This window comes from Pseudomonas sp. C9-3, assembly GCF_032392015.1.
Lineage (GTDB): Bacteria > Pseudomonadota > Gammaproteobacteria > Pseudomonadales > Pseudomonadaceae > Pseudomonas > Pseudomonas nitroreducens.
The window spans coordinates 5,471,764-5,486,899 of record NZ_CP135919.1; the positions used below are offsets into that span (position 1 = coordinate 5,471,764).

Genomic DNA, 15,136 nt, shown 5'->3' on the forward strand with positions numbered 1-15,136 from the left:
TCAACTTGGCCTGATTTATCCCTTATTGGCCTGATCTATCGTTCTGCGCATCCCGGCGCTTGGTCATTATCAATCCGCAGCTAGGTGAAACGGTCCTAGAAACCGTAAAACCTCAACAATAACAACTGCTTAACTGCATGGTACAAGCATGACCAGCGCGATCACCATCGAGCGGATATGCATGGAGTTCGGTACACCCGGACAAGGCCTCAAGGCCCTGGACGACGTGTCACTGGAAATCCGCGCCAACGAGTTCTTCACCCTCCTCGGCCCGTCGGGCTGCGGCAAGACCACCTTGCTGCGACTGATCGCCGGCTTCGAACAACCCTCCTCCGGCAGCATTCGCCTTTACGGCGACGCGATGGAAGGCCTTCCGCCCTTCCGCCGCCCGGTCAACACCGTCTTCCAGAGCTACGCCCTGTTCCCGCACATGACCGTGGCGGAGAACATCGCCTTTGGCCTGGAAATGCAGGGCAAGCAGCGCAGCGACATCGATGCCACCGTGCAGAAGATGCTCGACCTGGTGCGCCTGCCCGACGTCGGCAAGCGCCGCGCCGACCAGCTCTCCGGCGGCCAGCAACAGCGCATCGCCCTGGCCCGCGCACTGGCCAGCAGGCCCAAGGTGCTGCTGCTCGACGAATCCCTCTCGGCACTCGACTTGAAGCTGCGCAAGGAAATGCAGATCGAGCTCAAGCGCCTGCAGCACGAGACCGGCATCACCTTCATCTTCGTCACCCACGACCAGGAAGAAGCGCTGACCATGTCCGACCGCATCGCGGTAATGAGCCGCGGCAAGGTCATGCAGATCGGCACGCCCACCGAGATCTACGAGGCGCCGGTCAACCGCCTGGTCGCCGACTTCATCGGCGAGACCAATTTCCTCGAAGGCGAATCCAGCGGCGACAGCGTGCGCCTGGCCGATGGCCAGATGCTCCCGGCCGCCACCACCCTGCCCGGCAAGGTGACCCTGGCGATCCGCCCGGAACGCACCGAGCTGGCGCAGGACGGCCAGCTCGAAGGCGTGGTGGAGAACATCGTCTACGTCGGCACCGATACCGTGTACCACCTCAATGTCGCCGGTCAGGGCGGCTTCCGCGTACGTCAGCAGAACCGCGACGGCGCTCTTTCCACCCACGCGCCCGGCGCGCGGGTGCGGGTCCGCATTCCCGCTACCGCCATCCGGGTGCTGGCCGAATGAGTACACTGCGCGCACAAGCGGAACGCAAATCGCTGTTCAAGCGCCTGGCCCTGACCAGCCCGGCGATGATCATGCTGATAGTGTTCCTCGTCCTGCCGCTGGGCATCATGTTCGCCGTGTCGGTCCAGGCACCGGGGGACTACGGCGGCGTCAAATGGGGCCAGCACACCGTCGAGGCCTACATCAACTTCCTCTGGGAGCGCGACCTGGACGACAGCCTGTCGTTCAACGCCGACTACCTGGGCATCTTCCAGCGCTCGTTCTGGCTGTCGATCCTGACCACCCTGGGCTGCGTGCTGATCGGCTTCCCCACCGCGCTGTACCTGGCGCTGCAGGACGAACGCCGGCGCAACCTGCTGCTGTTCCTGGTCACGGTGCCGTTCTGGACCAACCTGCTGGTGCGCGTCTATGCCTGGATGCTGCTGCTGCGCAACGGCGGGCTGATCGACGAAGGCCTGCACGGGCTGGGCTTCTCCGACGCGTCGCTGGGCATCCTCTACACCGACAACGCGGTGATCATCGGGCTGCTCTACACCTACCTGCCGTTCATGGTCCTGCCCATCTACACCAGCCTTGAGAAAATGGACTGGCGCCTAGTAGAAGCGGCCTTCGACCTGGGCGCCAACCGCTGGAAGGCGCTGAAGCGGATCATCATCCCGCTGGCCATGCCCGGCATCGTCGCCGGCTGCATCCTGGTGTTCATTCCCTCGCTGGGCAGCTACATCATTCCCGAGCTGCTGGGGGGCGGTAAGTCGCTGATGATCGGCAACCTGATCCAGCTGCAGTTCGGCACGGCGCACAACTGGCCGTTCGGCGCAGCGCTGTCCTTCGCCCTGCTGGCCTTCGTGCTGCTGGCGATGATGATTTACAGCATGCGGTTCAAACAGGGCGCGGCGGGAGGTCATCCATGAAGTCGGCCAACCCGCTCTGGCGGTTCACCGGGGTCCGGCCCGCCGCCTGGTTGTTCTTCGCCTTCCTCTACATCCCGATCTTCGTGCTGGTTGTGTTGAGCTTCAACAGCGGCCAGTCGGCCACGCTGTGGGAAAGCTTCAGCCTGAAGTGGTATTCGGTGGTGGCGGATGACCCGGAAATCCTCCGCGCAGCGAAGAACTCGCTGATCGTCGCAACCCTGGCCACCGTCGTCGCCACCACGCTGGCCACTCTCGCCGCGCTGGGCATGCGCGGTCGCTCGTTCCGCGGGCAGACGCTGATGAGCGGCGTGCTGGGCCTGCCACTGCTGGTGCCGGAGATCGTTACCGCCGTGGCGACGCTGATGTTCTTCGCCTTCATCGGCCTGAAGCTGTCGCTGTTCACCATCCTGCTGGCGCACATCGTGTTCTGCATTCCCTTCGCCTACCTGCCGATCCGCGCCCGTCTCGAAGGCATGGACCCACGGCTGGCGGAAGCGGCGGCGGACCTGTATGCCTCGCCGTGGAAGACCTTCTGGAAGGTGACCTTCCCGCTGCTGACGCCGGGGATCGTGTCCGGGGCGATGCTGGCGTTCATCATCTCGATGGACGACTTCGTCATCACCTACTTCGTCGCCGGTGCCGGGGCCACCACCCTGCCGGTGTACATCTTCAGCTCCATCCGAATGGGGATTTCCCCGAAGATCAACGCCATATCTTCAATAATACTGTTGATTTCCATCGCGTTCGTTGCGTTGTCGTACTACGTCGGCCAGCGTCGCCGCTGACCTCCTGCCGCCAATCAAAACAACATTGCAAGGAGCTTCACCGATGAAATTCCGCCGTACCCCCATCGCCCGCACGCTCGTCGCCGCCAGCCTGCTGCTGGCCGGCAGCGCCCATGCCGACGGCACCCTGCACTTCGCCAACTGGTCCGACTACTTCCCGCCGGAACTGTTGAAGAAGTTCGAGAAGGACACCGGCATCCACGCCACCCTGGATTCCTACGACAGCAACGAAACCCTGTTGGCCAAGCTGAAGGCCGGCGGCGGCGCCTACGACGTGGTCGTGCCGTCGGACAGTTTCATCGAGATCTTCGTCAAGGAAGGCCTGCTGCAGAAGCTCGACAAGTCGCAGCTGCCGAACCTGGCCAACCTCAAGGACAAGTTCAAGACCCTGACCTACGACCCGGGCCACGACTACTCCGTGCCCTACCTGTGGGGCACCACCGGCTACAGCTACGACAGCGCCAAGGTGCCCGGTGGCAAGCTGGATGAGAGCTGGAAGCCGTTCTTCGAGCCGCCAGCGGAGCTCAAAGGCAAGGTCGTGGCGCTCAACTCCATCGAGGAACTCTACGCCCCCGCGTCCTACTACCTGGGGATCGACGAGTGCACCGAGGACCCGAAAGAGGCGGCGAAGATCCAGGACCTGCTGCTCAAGCAGAAACCCATGCTGGCCATGTACAACAGCGACGGCACCATCGAGCGCATGGCCGCCGGCGAAGTCTCCATGCACCAGCAATGGAACGGCGCGTTCCACCGCGCCCACGCCCAGCGCGCCAGCCTGGTCTACGTCTATCCGAAGGAAGGCGTGCGCCTGTTCATCGACAACCTGACCATTCCCAAGGACGCCACCAACATCAAGGAGGCCCACGCCTTCCTGAACTGGATGATGCAGCCTGAGAACATTGCCCTGGCCTCCAACTTCGCCAAGTACAACAACGCGATCGAGGGCTCGGACAAGTTCATGGACAAGGAACTGTTCGATGACCCGGCGATCAACACCCCGGCAGACAAGCTGGATCGCCTGAAACCCTTCAAGCTCTGCTCGCCGAAAGCGCTGCAACTGCGCTCCAAGGTCTGGACCAAGCTGAAGAAATGACCCACAGGTCACCCGGCGCGGCGGTGCGCGCCGGGTGATACTGACAGCCATTTTGGCCATTTCGATCCCTTTTTGACCCTTTGCAGGGTTCTGCCCGGTGACCTCGGTTGCTAGAGTCGGGCGGCTCGCGCAGGGAGCGGCTGGAAAGGCGGCCAGCCCCGGTGCCATCGCTGATGGCGCAGGGATTTCCCGAGGGAACGCGAGCGCGTTATCCACAAGAACAAATGCCCCGAGAACGCCCATGACCAGCTTTTGCGTCACCCTGCAGCAAACACCCTCATTCCTCGCGCGTCGTCATCGCTGCGGCTGAGCCGTAAACCGATGACGTCAGGACGGCCACCGAACGCCGCCCGCCCGCCCGCAAGACAACAACAATCGCGAGGATTCCCCCATGGCCAGCCAACACAGCGCCAGCACAGCTCACACCCAACAGGGCACCCCGGCCAACGCCGACGCCCGCCTGAAACGCGTCCTAGGCCTGCCCGCCCTGGTCTTCTTCGGCCTGGTCTACATGGTCCCGCTGACCATGTTCACAACCTACGGCGTGGTCACCGAGATGACCGGCGGCCGTACTGCCAGCGCCTACCTGATCACCCTGCTGGCGATGCTGTTCACCGCCGCTTCGTACAGCTTCATGGTGCGCAAGTATCCGATCTCGGGTTCTGCGTATTCCTACACCAGCCTGAGCTTCGGCCCGGTGGTCGGCTTCCTGTCCGGCTGGTCGCTGCTGCTCGACTACCTGTTCCTGCCGATGATCAACTACCTGCTCATCGGCCTGTTCATGAACATCGCCTTCCCGGAAATCCCGGCCTGGGTGTTCGTGGTCGCCTCCATCGCCCTGGTGACCGTGCTCAACGTGGTCGGCATCAGCCAGGTGGCCGGCATGAGCAACGTCATCGTCGGCGCGCAATTGGTGTTCATCGTGGTGTTCGTGATCATGTCGATCAAGACACTGGCCGGCGGCGCGGCGATCGACTTCAGCCTGCCCTTCGTCGGTGACGGCACCCAGCCAGGGTTCGCCCCGCTGATGGCCGGCGCCGCGGTGTTGTGCCTGTCGTTCCTGGGCTTCGACGCGGTCTCGACCATGGCCGAGGAAACCCGCGACGCCCGCCGCGACATCCCCCGCGCGATCATCATCACCACCGTCATCGCCGGCCTGATGTTCACCCTGCTGGCAATCATCAGCCAGTTGGTGTTCCCCGGCAGCGTGTTCCAGAACGCCGACTCGGCGGCCAACGAAGTGATGCTCAAGGCCGGCGGCCAGTTCCTCGGCAACTTCTTCACCTCCGCCTACATCGCCGGCTGCATCGGCTCGGCGCTGGCGTCCCAGGCCTCGGTGTCGCGCATCATCTTCACCATGGGCCGCGACGGCATCCTGCCGCGCAGCCTGTTCGGCACTCTGCACGCGCGCTTCCAGACCCCGGTGGTGGCAATCCTCGTGGTGTCGGCGATCTCCCTGCTGGCAGTGGTGCTGGACCTGACCACCCTCGCCTCGATGATCAGCTTCGGTGCGCTGGTGGCCTTCTCCGTGGTCAACCTGGCGGTGATCCGCACCTACCTGGGCGTGGAGCGCCGCCGCGGCGCGAAGAACGTCCTGCTGTACGGCGCCATCCCCTTCATCGGCCTGTGCCTGACGCTGTGGCTGTGGACCAGCCTGTCGCAGATGACCCTGATCGTGGGCCTGAGCTGGTTTGCCGTCGGCTTCGCCTACCTGGCGGTGCATACCGGCGGCTTCCGCCGCAAGGCACCGAGTGTGAATTTCGAGGAAAACGCCTGAAAGCCCGTTGACGATCTCGCGAGCTAGAGCAGAACAAGGCGAAATCGGTCGAGGGAGCGGAATTTACACGCAGTAAATGAGCATCCCGAGACCGATTTCAACGCAGTTATGCCGACGCGCAGCAGACCGTAGACAGGCTGAGATAACCGGAACCTAACCGGGCGCCTTGTGCGCCCTCAGGAGCGCGTGATGTTGACGATCTACACCGACGACCATCGCTTGCACCACGGTCAGCACGAGCTGATCGGCGGCCAGTTCACCCCCTGCTTCGAAAAGCCCAGCCGCGCCGACATGGTGCTGGACCGGGCCAAGGCGGTGAAACTGGGCGATATCCAGGCCCCGCGTGATTTCGGCCTGGACCCCATCCTGAGGGTGCACAGCGAAGGCTTCGTGCGGTTCCTGCAACACGCCTGGCGTGACTGGCTGGCCACCGGCCGGACCCACGACATGCTACCGATCTGCTGGCCGACCCGCCGCCTGCGGCAGAAGGAGCCGGACAGCATCGACGGCCGCCTGGGCTACTACAGCCTGGACGCGGGCGCACCGATCACCGCCGGCACCTGGCAGGCGGTACTCAGCTCGGTGAACGTGGCGATGACTGGCCAGGCCGAACTGGCCAAGGGCGCGCGCTCGGTGTTCTCGCTCTGCCGTCCGCCAGGCCACCACGCCTCGGCGGACTTCATGGGTGGCTACTGCTTCTTCAACAACGCGGCCATTGCTGCCCAGTCGATCCTCGACCAGGGCGCCAACCGCGTGGCCATCCTCGACGTCGACTACCACCACGGCAACGGTACCCAGGACATCTTCTACGACCGTGCCGACGTGCTGTTCACCTCGATCCACGGCGACCCGCGCTTCGAGTATCCCTACTTCCTCGGCTACGCCGACGAGAAGGGCCAGGGTGTGGGCGAAGGCTTCAACTTCAACTACCCGCTGGCCTCGGGCAGCGACTGGTCGGTGTGGAGCCTGGCGCTACAGGCGGCGATCCGGCAGATCTCGGCGTACAAGCCGGACGTGCTGATCGTGTCGCTGGGCGTGGACACCTACAAGGAAGACCCGATCTCCCAGTTCAAGCTGGACAGCCCGGACTACCTGCGCATGGGCGAGGCCATCGGCAAGCTCGGCCTGCCGACCCTGTTCGTCATGGAAGGGGGTTACGCGGTGGAAGAAATCGGCATCAATGCGATCAACGTGCTGCAGGGCTTCGAAAGCATCGGTTGAGGGCTGTTCTGTAGGAGCGAGCTTGCTCGCGAAAATCCGACCGAGCACGCCGGGAAAATCGGCGAAACGCCAGGGTTCGCGAGCAAGCTCGCTCCTACAGTAGAGCCACAAAAAAGCCGCGCCGGGGATGGGGTTCCCGGCGCGGCTTTTTTATCGAGAGTGGATTACTGGAGGATTTCCACGCGATCCACATCGATGTCCGTGGGCTTCTGCTTGTGGTGGTCAACCTCACCGGTCAGGCGCACTTTGGTGTTCTCGGAGACCGAAGTACCCGCCGGCCAATCGTCGTGGTCGATCTCGACCTGGATGCTGCCGGTGGCGTCCTTGAACTCGTAGTGCTCGCTGCTGATGCGCTTGGTGATGGTGCCTTCAAGCACGACCTTGGTGTCATCGGCGGCGGCCTGGGCCTGCTTCACCGTAGTGATCTGGCCGGCAGCGGCGGCGGGTTGGGCATCGCTGCCCGGGCCGGTGTAGCCACCAGCAGCCAGGGTAACGGTGGAGAACAGGCCAACAGCAGCGATCAGGGGGAGATGACGGAGTTTCATGGAAGTGCCTCCTTGGGCGTTTTCGATGGATTCAGCTTAGTGTCCACGGCTGAAACCAGCCTGAATCAGGACTTAACCCAAGCTTAAGACCCCAGAACCGCCATTTACTCCGAGCTGAATCAATCCTTGGCCGGCTGCGCCTCACGCTTGAACACGTAGAACAGGTCCGGCTCGCTGACCATGTAGATGGTGCCCTGCTCGTCGATGGCCACGCCTTCGGCGCGCGGAATCCGGTCGTGCAAGCCGTTCAGGCCACCGAGCAGGCTGATGAAGCTGACCGGCTCGCCCTTCTCGTCCAGTTCCAGCAGCAGGTGAGACTCCGCCGACAACACCAGGGTATGACCGGTGCGCGGGTCGATGCTCAGTGCCGAGACGTTGGTCATCAGAAGGTCGCTGGACATGGGCTGGAGTGCGCCACTCAGGCTCGCCCCGCCATCGCTGGCCAGGCTGAACAGCGCCATCGGGTCACGCTCCTGCCCCAGCACCAGGCGATGCTGGCGGGGATCCCAGGCGATGCCCTCGATGCCCTTGTTCTTCTTGCCGCGCGGCCCGAGGTCGAAGCTGGACAGCTTCGCGGTGCTCAGCTCGCGGGTTTGCGGATCGACGTGGAAGATAGTCAGGGAATTCTTGCGCTCGTCAGTCACGGCAATATTGCCGTTCTCCAGCACCGCCACGCCTTCCGGGTTCGACATGCCCAGCAACGGAATCACCCGCAGCACATCGCCGGTGAGCGACAGTTCGGCCAGCAGCGGCTTCTTGCCGGTCACGGTGAACAGGGTGCGGGTCACCGGGTTGTAGGCCAGGTCGGAGGTCTCCTGCCCCTCGATGCCGCCCTTGAGCGGCTTGGCCTGGATGACCGCCCGGTAACCGGGCAACCAGATGCTTTCCGAGCGCGCCTGAGTGCTGGTGTCCTGCTCGCGCAACCAGAGACGCGCACGGTCATCCCAGTGGAAGCGGGATGTCAGGTAGCCGAGCACAATCAGGATAAACAGCAAGGCCAGCAGCAGCCAGCGAGGACGAAGGACGGACATGGTCATGGCGACTCTTGTTGATCAGCACGGGCAAGGCATCCCGCAACAAGCGAAGGCCGCACAATCGGCGGCCTTCGGCGGGACAACGGTGTTAAAGCACGCGGCTTTCGAAGCGACTGGCACCGGGAAGTTCCAGCACCACCTCGCTACCGCTCGTGAGCGGACCGACGCCGACCGGCGTGCCGGTGGACACCACGTCGCCCGGCTGCAGCGAGAAATGCCCGCAGATGTGCTGGATCAGCGGCACGATGGGGTTGAGCATGTCGCGGCTGTTGCCATCCTGGCGGACTTCGCCGTCGATGGTCAGGCGGATGCCGATGTCGGCCGGGTCCGGGAAGTGGTCAGCGCTGACGAAGGGCGCCAGCACGAAGGCGCCGTCGAAGGACTTGGCCAGTTCCCACGGCAGGCCCTTTTCCTTCAGCTTCGCCTGCACGTCGCGCAGGGTCAGGTCCAGGGCCGGAGCGTAGCCGGAAATGGCGTCCAGCACTTCCTCGGCACTCGGCTTGCGCGATAGCGGCTTGCCGATCAGCACGGCGATTTCTGCCTCGTAATGCACCGAGCCGCGATCTTCGGGAATGGAGAAACCGCCAGCCTGGGAAACCGTGCAGGAACCGGGCTTGATGAACAGCAGCGGCTCGGTCGGCACCGGGTTGTTCAGCTCCTTGGCGTGCTCCGCGTAATTGCGGCCGACGCACACCACCTTGCCCAGGGTGAAATGGATCGGGGTGCCATCGACATACTGATGCTGGTAACTCATGACCGACTCCTGCAACGGATGGAAGAGATGATCCGCGCGGGGCTCGTGATCCCGCACAGTTGCCCGCATCCTGCCGGCGTACGCGCCACTTCCCGTGACGCTGACGTGCAAAGGGCCGGCCCCTCTATCCCAAAGAACCGGCCCTTCTGGATACCGCAGCTTATTCGGCGAAGATCTTGCCGGGGTTCATGATCCCGTTCGGGTCGAACACCGCCTTGACCGCCTTCATGTAGCCGATTTCAGCCTCGGAGCGAGAGTAACCCAGGTAATCGCGCTTGGTCATGCCCACGCCGTGTTCGGCCGAGATCGAGCCGTTGTACTTCTGCACGGTCTCGAACACCCACTTGTTGACGGTCGCGCACTTGGCGAAGAACTCGTCCTTGCTCAGGTTCTCGGGCTTGAGGATGTTCAGGTGCAGATTGCCGTCGCCGATGTGGCCGAACCACACCACTTCGAAGTCGGGGTAGTTGGCTTCGACGATGGTATCGATGTCCTTGAGGAATGCCGGGACCTTGCTCACGGTGACCGAGATATCGTTCTTGTATGGCGTCCAGTGGGAGATGGTCTCGGAGATGTACTCGCGCAGCTTCCACAGGTTCTGCAGCTGCTGCTCGCTCTGGCTCATCACGCCGTCCAGCACCCAGCCCTGCTCTACACAATGTTCGAAAGTCGCCAGCGCCTCGTTGGCCACTTCCTCGGTAGTCGCTTCGAATTCCAGCAGCGCGTAGAACGGGCAATCGGTCTCGAAGGCCGGCGGCACGTCGCCGCGGGCCATGATCTTGGCCAGGGCCTTGTCGGAGAAGAACTCGAAGGCGGTCAGGTCCAGCTTGCTCTGGAAGGCATGCAGCACCGGCATGATCGAATCGAAGTCCGGGGTGCCGAGGACCATCGCGGTGAGGTTCTTCGGCTGGCGCTCCAGGCGCATGGTGGCCTCGACCACGAAGCCCAGGGTGCCTTCGGCGCCGATGAACAGCTGGCGAAGGTCGTAGCCGGTGGCGTTCTTGATCAGGTCCTTGTTCAGCTCCAGCAGGTCGCCCTTGCCGGTGACGACCTTCATGCCGGCCACCCAGTTGCGGGTCATGCCGTAGCGAATGACCTTGATCCCGCCGGCATTGGTGCCGATGTTGCCGCCGATCTGGCTGGAACCCGACGAAGCGAAGTCCACCGGGTAATAGAGGCCATGCTCTTCGGCGAAGGTCTGCAGCTGCTTGGTGATCACGCCCGGCTGGCAGACCGCGGTACGGTCGAATTCGTTGAACTCGACGATCTTGTTCATGTAGTCGAAGGCCACGACCACTTCGCCATTGGCGGCGACGGCGGCGGCGGAGAGCCCGGTACGGCCGCCCGAGGGGACCAGCGCGACCTTGTGCTCGTTAGCCCAGCGGACGACGGCCTGGACCTGCTCGGTGCTCTTGGGGAAGGCGATCGCCAGGGGTGCCGGGGCGAAATGCTTGGTCCAGTCCTTGCCATAGGTGTCGAGGGAATCGGCGTCTGTCAGCAGCTTCCCGGCATCCAGCAGGGGCTTGAGCGATTCGATCAGGGCGTCGCGGGTCATTGGAGGAACTCTCAAATGGTTCATGGTCGTCCTGAGAACAGCTCAGGTCGCAACCGGGCAAGGAAAAGGGAGAACATGCTAGCATACGCACCCCACGCAGATCGCCACCTGGCGCCAAGCTTGGCACCGGCCGGTCCGGCCTGAGCTGTTCAATTTCTCGCCACATCCCGGGACTACAGGTTCAAAGCAGATGAGCAAGACTTCTCTCGACAAGAGCAAGATCAAATTCCTTCTCCTTGAAGGCGTGCACCAGAACGCCGTCGACACCCTCAAGGCGGCCGGCTACTCCAACATCGAGTACCTCAAGACCGCACTGTCCGGTGACGAGCTGAAGGAAAAGATTGCCGATGCACACTTCATCGGTATCCGCTCCCGCACCCAGCTGACCGAAGAAGTCTTCGACGCTGCCAAGAAGCTGATCGCCGTTGGCTGCTTCTGCATCGGCACCAACCAGGTCGACCTGAACGCAGCCCGCGAGCGCGGCATCGCAGTGTTCAACGCGCCCTACTCCAACACCCGCTCGGTCGCCGAACTGGTGCTGGCCGAAGCCATCCTGCTGCTGCGCGGCATTCCGGAGAAGAACGCCTCCTGCCACCGTGGCGGCTGGATCAAGTCCGCAGCCAACTCCTTCGAGATCCGCGGCAAGAAGCTGGGCATCGTCGGCTACGGCTCGATCGGCACCCAGCTCTCGGTCCTGGCCGAAGCCCTGGGCATGCAGGTGTTCTTCTACGACACCGTGACCAAGCTGCCGCTGGGTAACGCCCAGCAGGTGGGCAACCTGCACGAGCTGCTCGGCATGTCCGACATCGTCTCGCTGCACGTGCCGGAGCTGCCGTCCACCCAGTGGATGATCGGCGAGAAGGAAATCCGCGCCATCAAGAAAGGCGGCATCCTGATCAACGCCGCCCGTGGCACCGTGGTCGAGCTGGACCACCTGGCCGCCGCGATCAAGGACGAGCACCTGATCGGCGCCGCCATCGACGTGTTCCCGGTCGAACCCAAGTCCAACGACGACGAGTTCGAAAGCCCGCTGCGCGGCCTGGATCGCGTGATCCTGACCCCGCACATCGGCGGTTCCACCGCCGAAGCCCAGGCCAACATCGGCCTGGAAGTGGCCGAGAAGCTGGTCAAATACAGCGACAACGGTACCTCGGTATCTTCCGTCAACTTCCCGGAAGTCGCCCTGCCGTCGCACCCGGGCAAGCACCGCCTGCTGCACATCCACGAGAACATTCCGGGTGTGATGAGCGAGATCAACAAGGTGTTCGCCGACAACGGCATCAACATCTCCGGCCAGTACCTGCAGACCAACGACAAGGTCGGCTACGTGGTGATCGACGTCGACGCCGAGTACTCGGACCTGGCGCTGGAGAAGCTGCAGCACGTCAACGGCACCATCCGCAGCCGCGTTCTGTTCTAAGCGCTGATTGCGGTAAAGAAAAAGGAGGCCTTCGGGCCTCCTTTTTTGTTTCTGCGGTTTGGAATATCGGCGCGGCTGAATGCCCCTCACCCCAGCCCTCTCCCAGAGGGAGAGGGGGCCGATTGGAGCATGGGAATGAGTTCAGCGTTAGCCGGCAAGCTCCAAACAATCAGCGCACTCGGGACAGTCCCCTCTCCCCCCGGAAGAGGGTTAGGGTGAGGGCAAGCCCCCACGCCCGAGCCCAGCCATCACTTCACATTGACGGTGATCTGCTGCGACTCCACCGGCGGGTCGAACGGCACGTGGTTCTTGTCGCCCACCAGCAGTTGCAGGGTGTGCTTGCCCGGTGGCAGGGTCACCTGGGTTTCGGTCTGGCCCTTGCCGAAGTGCTTGATGTTGTCGGTCATGGGCAGCGGCAGGTTCATCGCCGGCTGCTCCTTGAGGTCGATCAGCAGATGGTGGTGGCCGGTGGCCGGCGAGTCCACACCAGCGGGCGCGACGCCCATGCCCTTGAGGCCGAATTTGACGGTGAAGGTCTTGTCCACCGTGGCGCCGTCGGCCGGCTCGATGAAGTACACCTTGGCACCTTCCGGAGCCGGGGTGCGCGGGATATCGGCGGCGACTGCGGAAGTGCCGGCGAGCAGCGCGGCAAGGCCCAGGCAAGACAGCAGGGTTCTCATGTTCTTCTCCTTCTACTTGGATGACGAAAAGGCGAAGGACCGCTCAGGCCGCCTTCGCCTCCCGCATGGAACGCACAAGCATAGGCGCCCAGGCGCGAGGCTCAAGGAAAATAGTGCGTCTTCGAGTGTCGCCGGGCGCTCTAGCCTCCGGCTTCCAGCCCGGCCAGGCAGACGGCCGCGGCATCCAGTTCTTCCTCGCTGAACACCAGCACGCCCATGCGCTTGAGCGCGGCGGCGGTCACACCTTCGCCGGCGACCTTCTGCCCGCTGAAGCTGCCGTCGTAGTTCTCGCGGTTGCCACAGGAAGGGCTGCGCGCCTTGAGCACCGCCAGGCGGATATCGTGGCGACGCACCAGCGCCATGGCTTCCTCGGCGCCGAGCAGGAAGGCGTCACTGACGTCCTCGCCTTCCACCGTCATCACTGGGCGCACCCGCTCCAGCACGGCCATGCCCTGGCCTCCAGGGATCTCCGCCGGGGCACGGGGCGTCGGCAGGCCGCCGGCGACTTCCGGGCACAGCGCCACCACCCGCCCCTGGTCCAGCCAGCGCGATAGCAGGTCGAACGGCCCGTGCGCGCCGCCGTCGTAGCGGACGCGATGGCCAAGCAGGCAGCGGCTGACGAGAACCTTCTGCATGGGCGAATCACTCCCTTTTGGAAGGGGACAGACTAGCCGCTCGCCGTTTGGCGGTCACGCCGGGTAACGCAACTTTCATCGGGCCGTATGTCGCAACAGGTTTCCGCCCCGCCGAAAGTCGGGTCCTTGAGCGGCTCGCCGGCCGTCGGCACAGCGCTGAAACACAACCTTCGACGGGAACAGCCGCCCGGCACTGGCTGCCCGGCAGGGCGCCGCCCAGACTCGCGCATCGGCCAATCGCCATGGAGCCTCCCTCATGCCTCGCCTCTTGCTCTGCACCGCCACCTTCGCCGCGCTGTCCTACCTGCCCTTGGCCTTCGCCGAGCTCCAGGCGCTGGATAATGAACACCTGGGCGCCGTCACCGGCCAGGACGGCATCAGCATCCGCGCCGACGTGCTGGCGCACATGGACAGCGTGGCGTGGAAGGACGACGGCGGCAGCGTCTCGCTGCGCAACGTGTTCATCGACAACGGTTGCGTGAATGCCGGCGACTGCCCCGATGGCCGCGGCGGCAGCCTGCCGTACGGGGCCGCGCAGCTGGGCCTGAGCCTGCCGATCTTCGGCGTCGAGCAGCCGACCCTGCAGGTGGATGTGGTGCAAGGCGCCGGCGGCCAGCAGCAATTGGCGCTGACCCTGCCCGACCTCACCACCATCAACCAGCAGCTGAACGCCAGCGGGCTGCCGTCGCAGACCATCCGCCTGCGCGTGGCCGGCGATCTCTACGTGGGCGGCGGAAAACTGGGGAGCATCGAAGTGCGTGACATTCAGGACATCAGCGGCACCCTGAAGATCTGGGGGCATTGACGCCTTACGGGCTCAGAGCAGCGCGTCACCACGGCGGCGGAACCAGCCGGTGAGCGACAGGCGCTCGTGGCTGGCCGGCAGCACTTCGTGAGGGAAGTCGCCGGAGAGGAACACCACCAGCCGGCCGGCCAGCGGCGGCAGGTCCAGTGTCCGTTCGTCGGGGAAGTACATCCGTAGTTCGCCGCCCTGCGCCACTGGCCAGTCGCGATTGAGGTAGAAAACCACCGAGACGGTGCGGCGATCATCGTCGCGGAAGCGGTCCAGGTGTTTCTGGTAGAAAGCCCCTGGCGGGTAGAGCGCGAAGTGCCCTTCGAAGTCTTCCAGACCGAGGAAAAGCGCGCGGTTGATCTGCCGGCGCAGCGCATCCAACGCGCCCAGGTACAGGTCGCAGGCCTCGGACTGGCCGGGCTCGAGCCACTGGATGCGGTCGCCGCGGATAGCTTCGCGCACGGCCTGCCCCTCTCGCCGCCCGATGGCCGCGGCGGCCAGCTTGCCGGCCGCGTCACGGGAACGGCATTCCGCCGCCAGCTGGGCGATCAGGGCATCGGGAAGGAAGGCGTCCTGCTGCGACCAGCCCTTGTCGGCGAGGCCGTCAACGATGCTTTGCAGAAGGGGGCCTTGCATGAATGGCGAAGGGGCGTCGAAATGCATGGCGTATTGTAACGTCCGGCGCCAGTGTCTCGACAAGCAGGGCAAGCCTTGCCGACAATAGCCCCCGGCGAG

15 protein-coding genes are annotated in these 15,136 nt (G+C 64.0%); 8 read left to right on the forward strand and 7 right to left on the reverse strand.

Going from position 1 to position 15,136, the window contains the following annotated elements:
• Positions 1 to 148: 148 nt before the first annotated feature.
• The 6 genes from RS899_RS25055 (at position 149) to RS899_RS25080 (ending at position 6,985) form a co-directional block, all read left to right on the forward strand.
• Positions 149 to 1,198, forward strand: a complete 1,050-nt coding sequence (locus tag RS899_RS25055; protein WP_054908116.1) for an ABC transporter ATP-binding protein — start codon at positions 149 to 151, stop codon at positions 1,196 to 1,198.
• Positions 1,195 to 2,109, forward strand: coding sequence for an ABC transporter permease (locus RS899_RS25060; RefSeq protein ID WP_315808332.1), 915 nt, complete (start codon positions 1,195 to 1,197; stop codon positions 2,107 to 2,109). Before RS899_RS25055 ends, RS899_RS25060 begins: the two co-directional genes overlap by 4 nt.
• Positions 2,106 to 2,894: an ABC transporter permease gene (locus RS899_RS25065; RefSeq protein ID WP_045215587.1), complete on the forward strand. Its 789-nt coding sequence runs from the start codon at positions 2,106 to 2,108 to the stop codon at positions 2,892 to 2,894. The genes RS899_RS25060 and RS899_RS25065 overlap by 4 nt, the downstream gene beginning before the upstream one ends.
• 43 nt (positions 2,895 to 2,937) lie before the next feature.
• Positions 2,938 to 3,987 (forward strand): extracellular solute-binding protein, encoded by a 1,050-nt coding sequence (locus tag RS899_RS25070; RefSeq protein WP_054908118.1) that lies wholly within the window; start codon positions 2,938 to 2,940, stop codon positions 3,985 to 3,987.
• A 391-nt stretch (positions 3,988 to 4,378) separates the two neighbouring features.
• Positions 4,379 to 5,764, forward strand: a complete 1,386-nt coding sequence (locus tag RS899_RS25075) for an APC family permease (protein WP_169935663.1) — start codon at positions 4,379 to 4,381, stop codon at positions 5,762 to 5,764.
• Between the two features lie 189 nt (positions 5,765 to 5,953).
• Positions 5,954 to 6,985, forward strand: coding sequence for a histone deacetylase family protein (locus tag RS899_RS25080; RefSeq protein ID WP_045215578.1), 1,032 nt, complete (start codon positions 5,954 to 5,956; stop codon positions 6,983 to 6,985).
• A 164-nt stretch (positions 6,986 to 7,149) separates the two neighbouring features.
• On the opposite strand, the gene RS899_RS25085 is transcribed toward RS899_RS25080, so the two are convergent.
• The 4 genes from RS899_RS25085 to RS899_RS25100 form a co-directional block, all read right to left on the reverse strand.
• Positions 7,150 to 7,530 (reverse strand): NirD/YgiW/YdeI family stress tolerance protein, encoded by a 381-nt coding sequence (locus RS899_RS25085; protein ID WP_054908120.1) that lies wholly within the window; start codon positions 7,528 to 7,530, stop codon positions 7,150 to 7,152.
• A 119-nt stretch (positions 7,531 to 7,649) separates the two neighbouring features.
• A complete protein-coding gene (locus RS899_RS25090) occupies positions 7,650 to 8,567 on the reverse strand; it encodes an SdiA-regulated domain-containing protein (RefSeq protein ID WP_233297521.1) in 918 nt (305 codons plus the stop codon).
• 85 nt (positions 8,568 to 8,652) lie between these two features.
• Positions 8,653 to 9,318 carry a fumarylacetoacetate hydrolase family protein gene (locus RS899_RS25095; RefSeq protein WP_315808333.1) on the reverse strand — a complete coding sequence of 222 codons (666 nt, stop codon included), beginning with the start codon at positions 9,316 to 9,318 and terminating at the stop codon, positions 8,653 to 8,655.
• Between the two features lie 160 nt (positions 9,319 to 9,478).
• Entirely contained in the window at positions 9,479 to 10,873 is a 1,395-nt protein-coding gene (locus RS899_RS25100) for an FAD-binding oxidoreductase (protein ID WP_139092891.1), read from the reverse strand.
• A 190-nt stretch (positions 10,874 to 11,063) separates the two neighbouring features.
• Here RS899_RS25100 and serA point away from each other — a divergent pair, with 190 nt between their 5' ends.
• Positions 11,064 to 12,293 carry a phosphoglycerate dehydrogenase gene (gene serA / locus RS899_RS25105; protein WP_045215566.1) on the forward strand — a complete coding sequence of 410 codons (1,230 nt, stop codon included), beginning with the start codon at positions 11,064 to 11,066 and terminating at the stop codon, positions 12,291 to 12,293.
• 248 nt (positions 12,294 to 12,541) lie between these two features.
• Here serA and RS899_RS25110 read toward each other — a convergent pair whose 3' ends face one another.
• Positions 12,542 to 12,973: a DUF4399 domain-containing protein gene (locus tag RS899_RS25110; RefSeq protein WP_315808334.1), complete on the reverse strand. Its 432-nt coding sequence runs from the start codon at positions 12,971 to 12,973 to the stop codon at positions 12,542 to 12,544.
• A gap of 140 nt (positions 12,974 to 13,113) precedes the next feature.
• Positions 13,114 to 13,608 carry a DUF523 domain-containing protein gene (locus RS899_RS25115; RefSeq protein ID WP_315808335.1) on the reverse strand — a complete coding sequence of 165 codons (495 nt, stop codon included), beginning with the start codon at positions 13,606 to 13,608 and terminating at the stop codon, positions 13,114 to 13,116.
• A 256-nt stretch (positions 13,609 to 13,864) separates the two neighbouring features.
• Between RS899_RS25115 and RS899_RS25120 the strand changes: the two genes are divergently transcribed.
• A complete protein-coding gene (locus RS899_RS25120) occupies positions 13,865 to 14,413 on the forward strand; it encodes a DUF6160 family protein (RefSeq protein WP_054908125.1) in 549 nt (182 codons plus the stop codon).
• 12 nt (positions 14,414 to 14,425) lie between these two features.
• Here RS899_RS25120 and RS899_RS25125 read toward each other — a convergent pair whose 3' ends face one another.
• Entirely contained in the window at positions 14,426 to 15,037 is a 612-nt protein-coding gene (locus RS899_RS25125; protein ID WP_409978033.1) for a 2OG-Fe(II) oxygenase, read from the reverse strand.
• Between the last annotated feature and the right edge of the window lie 99 nt (positions 15,038 to 15,136).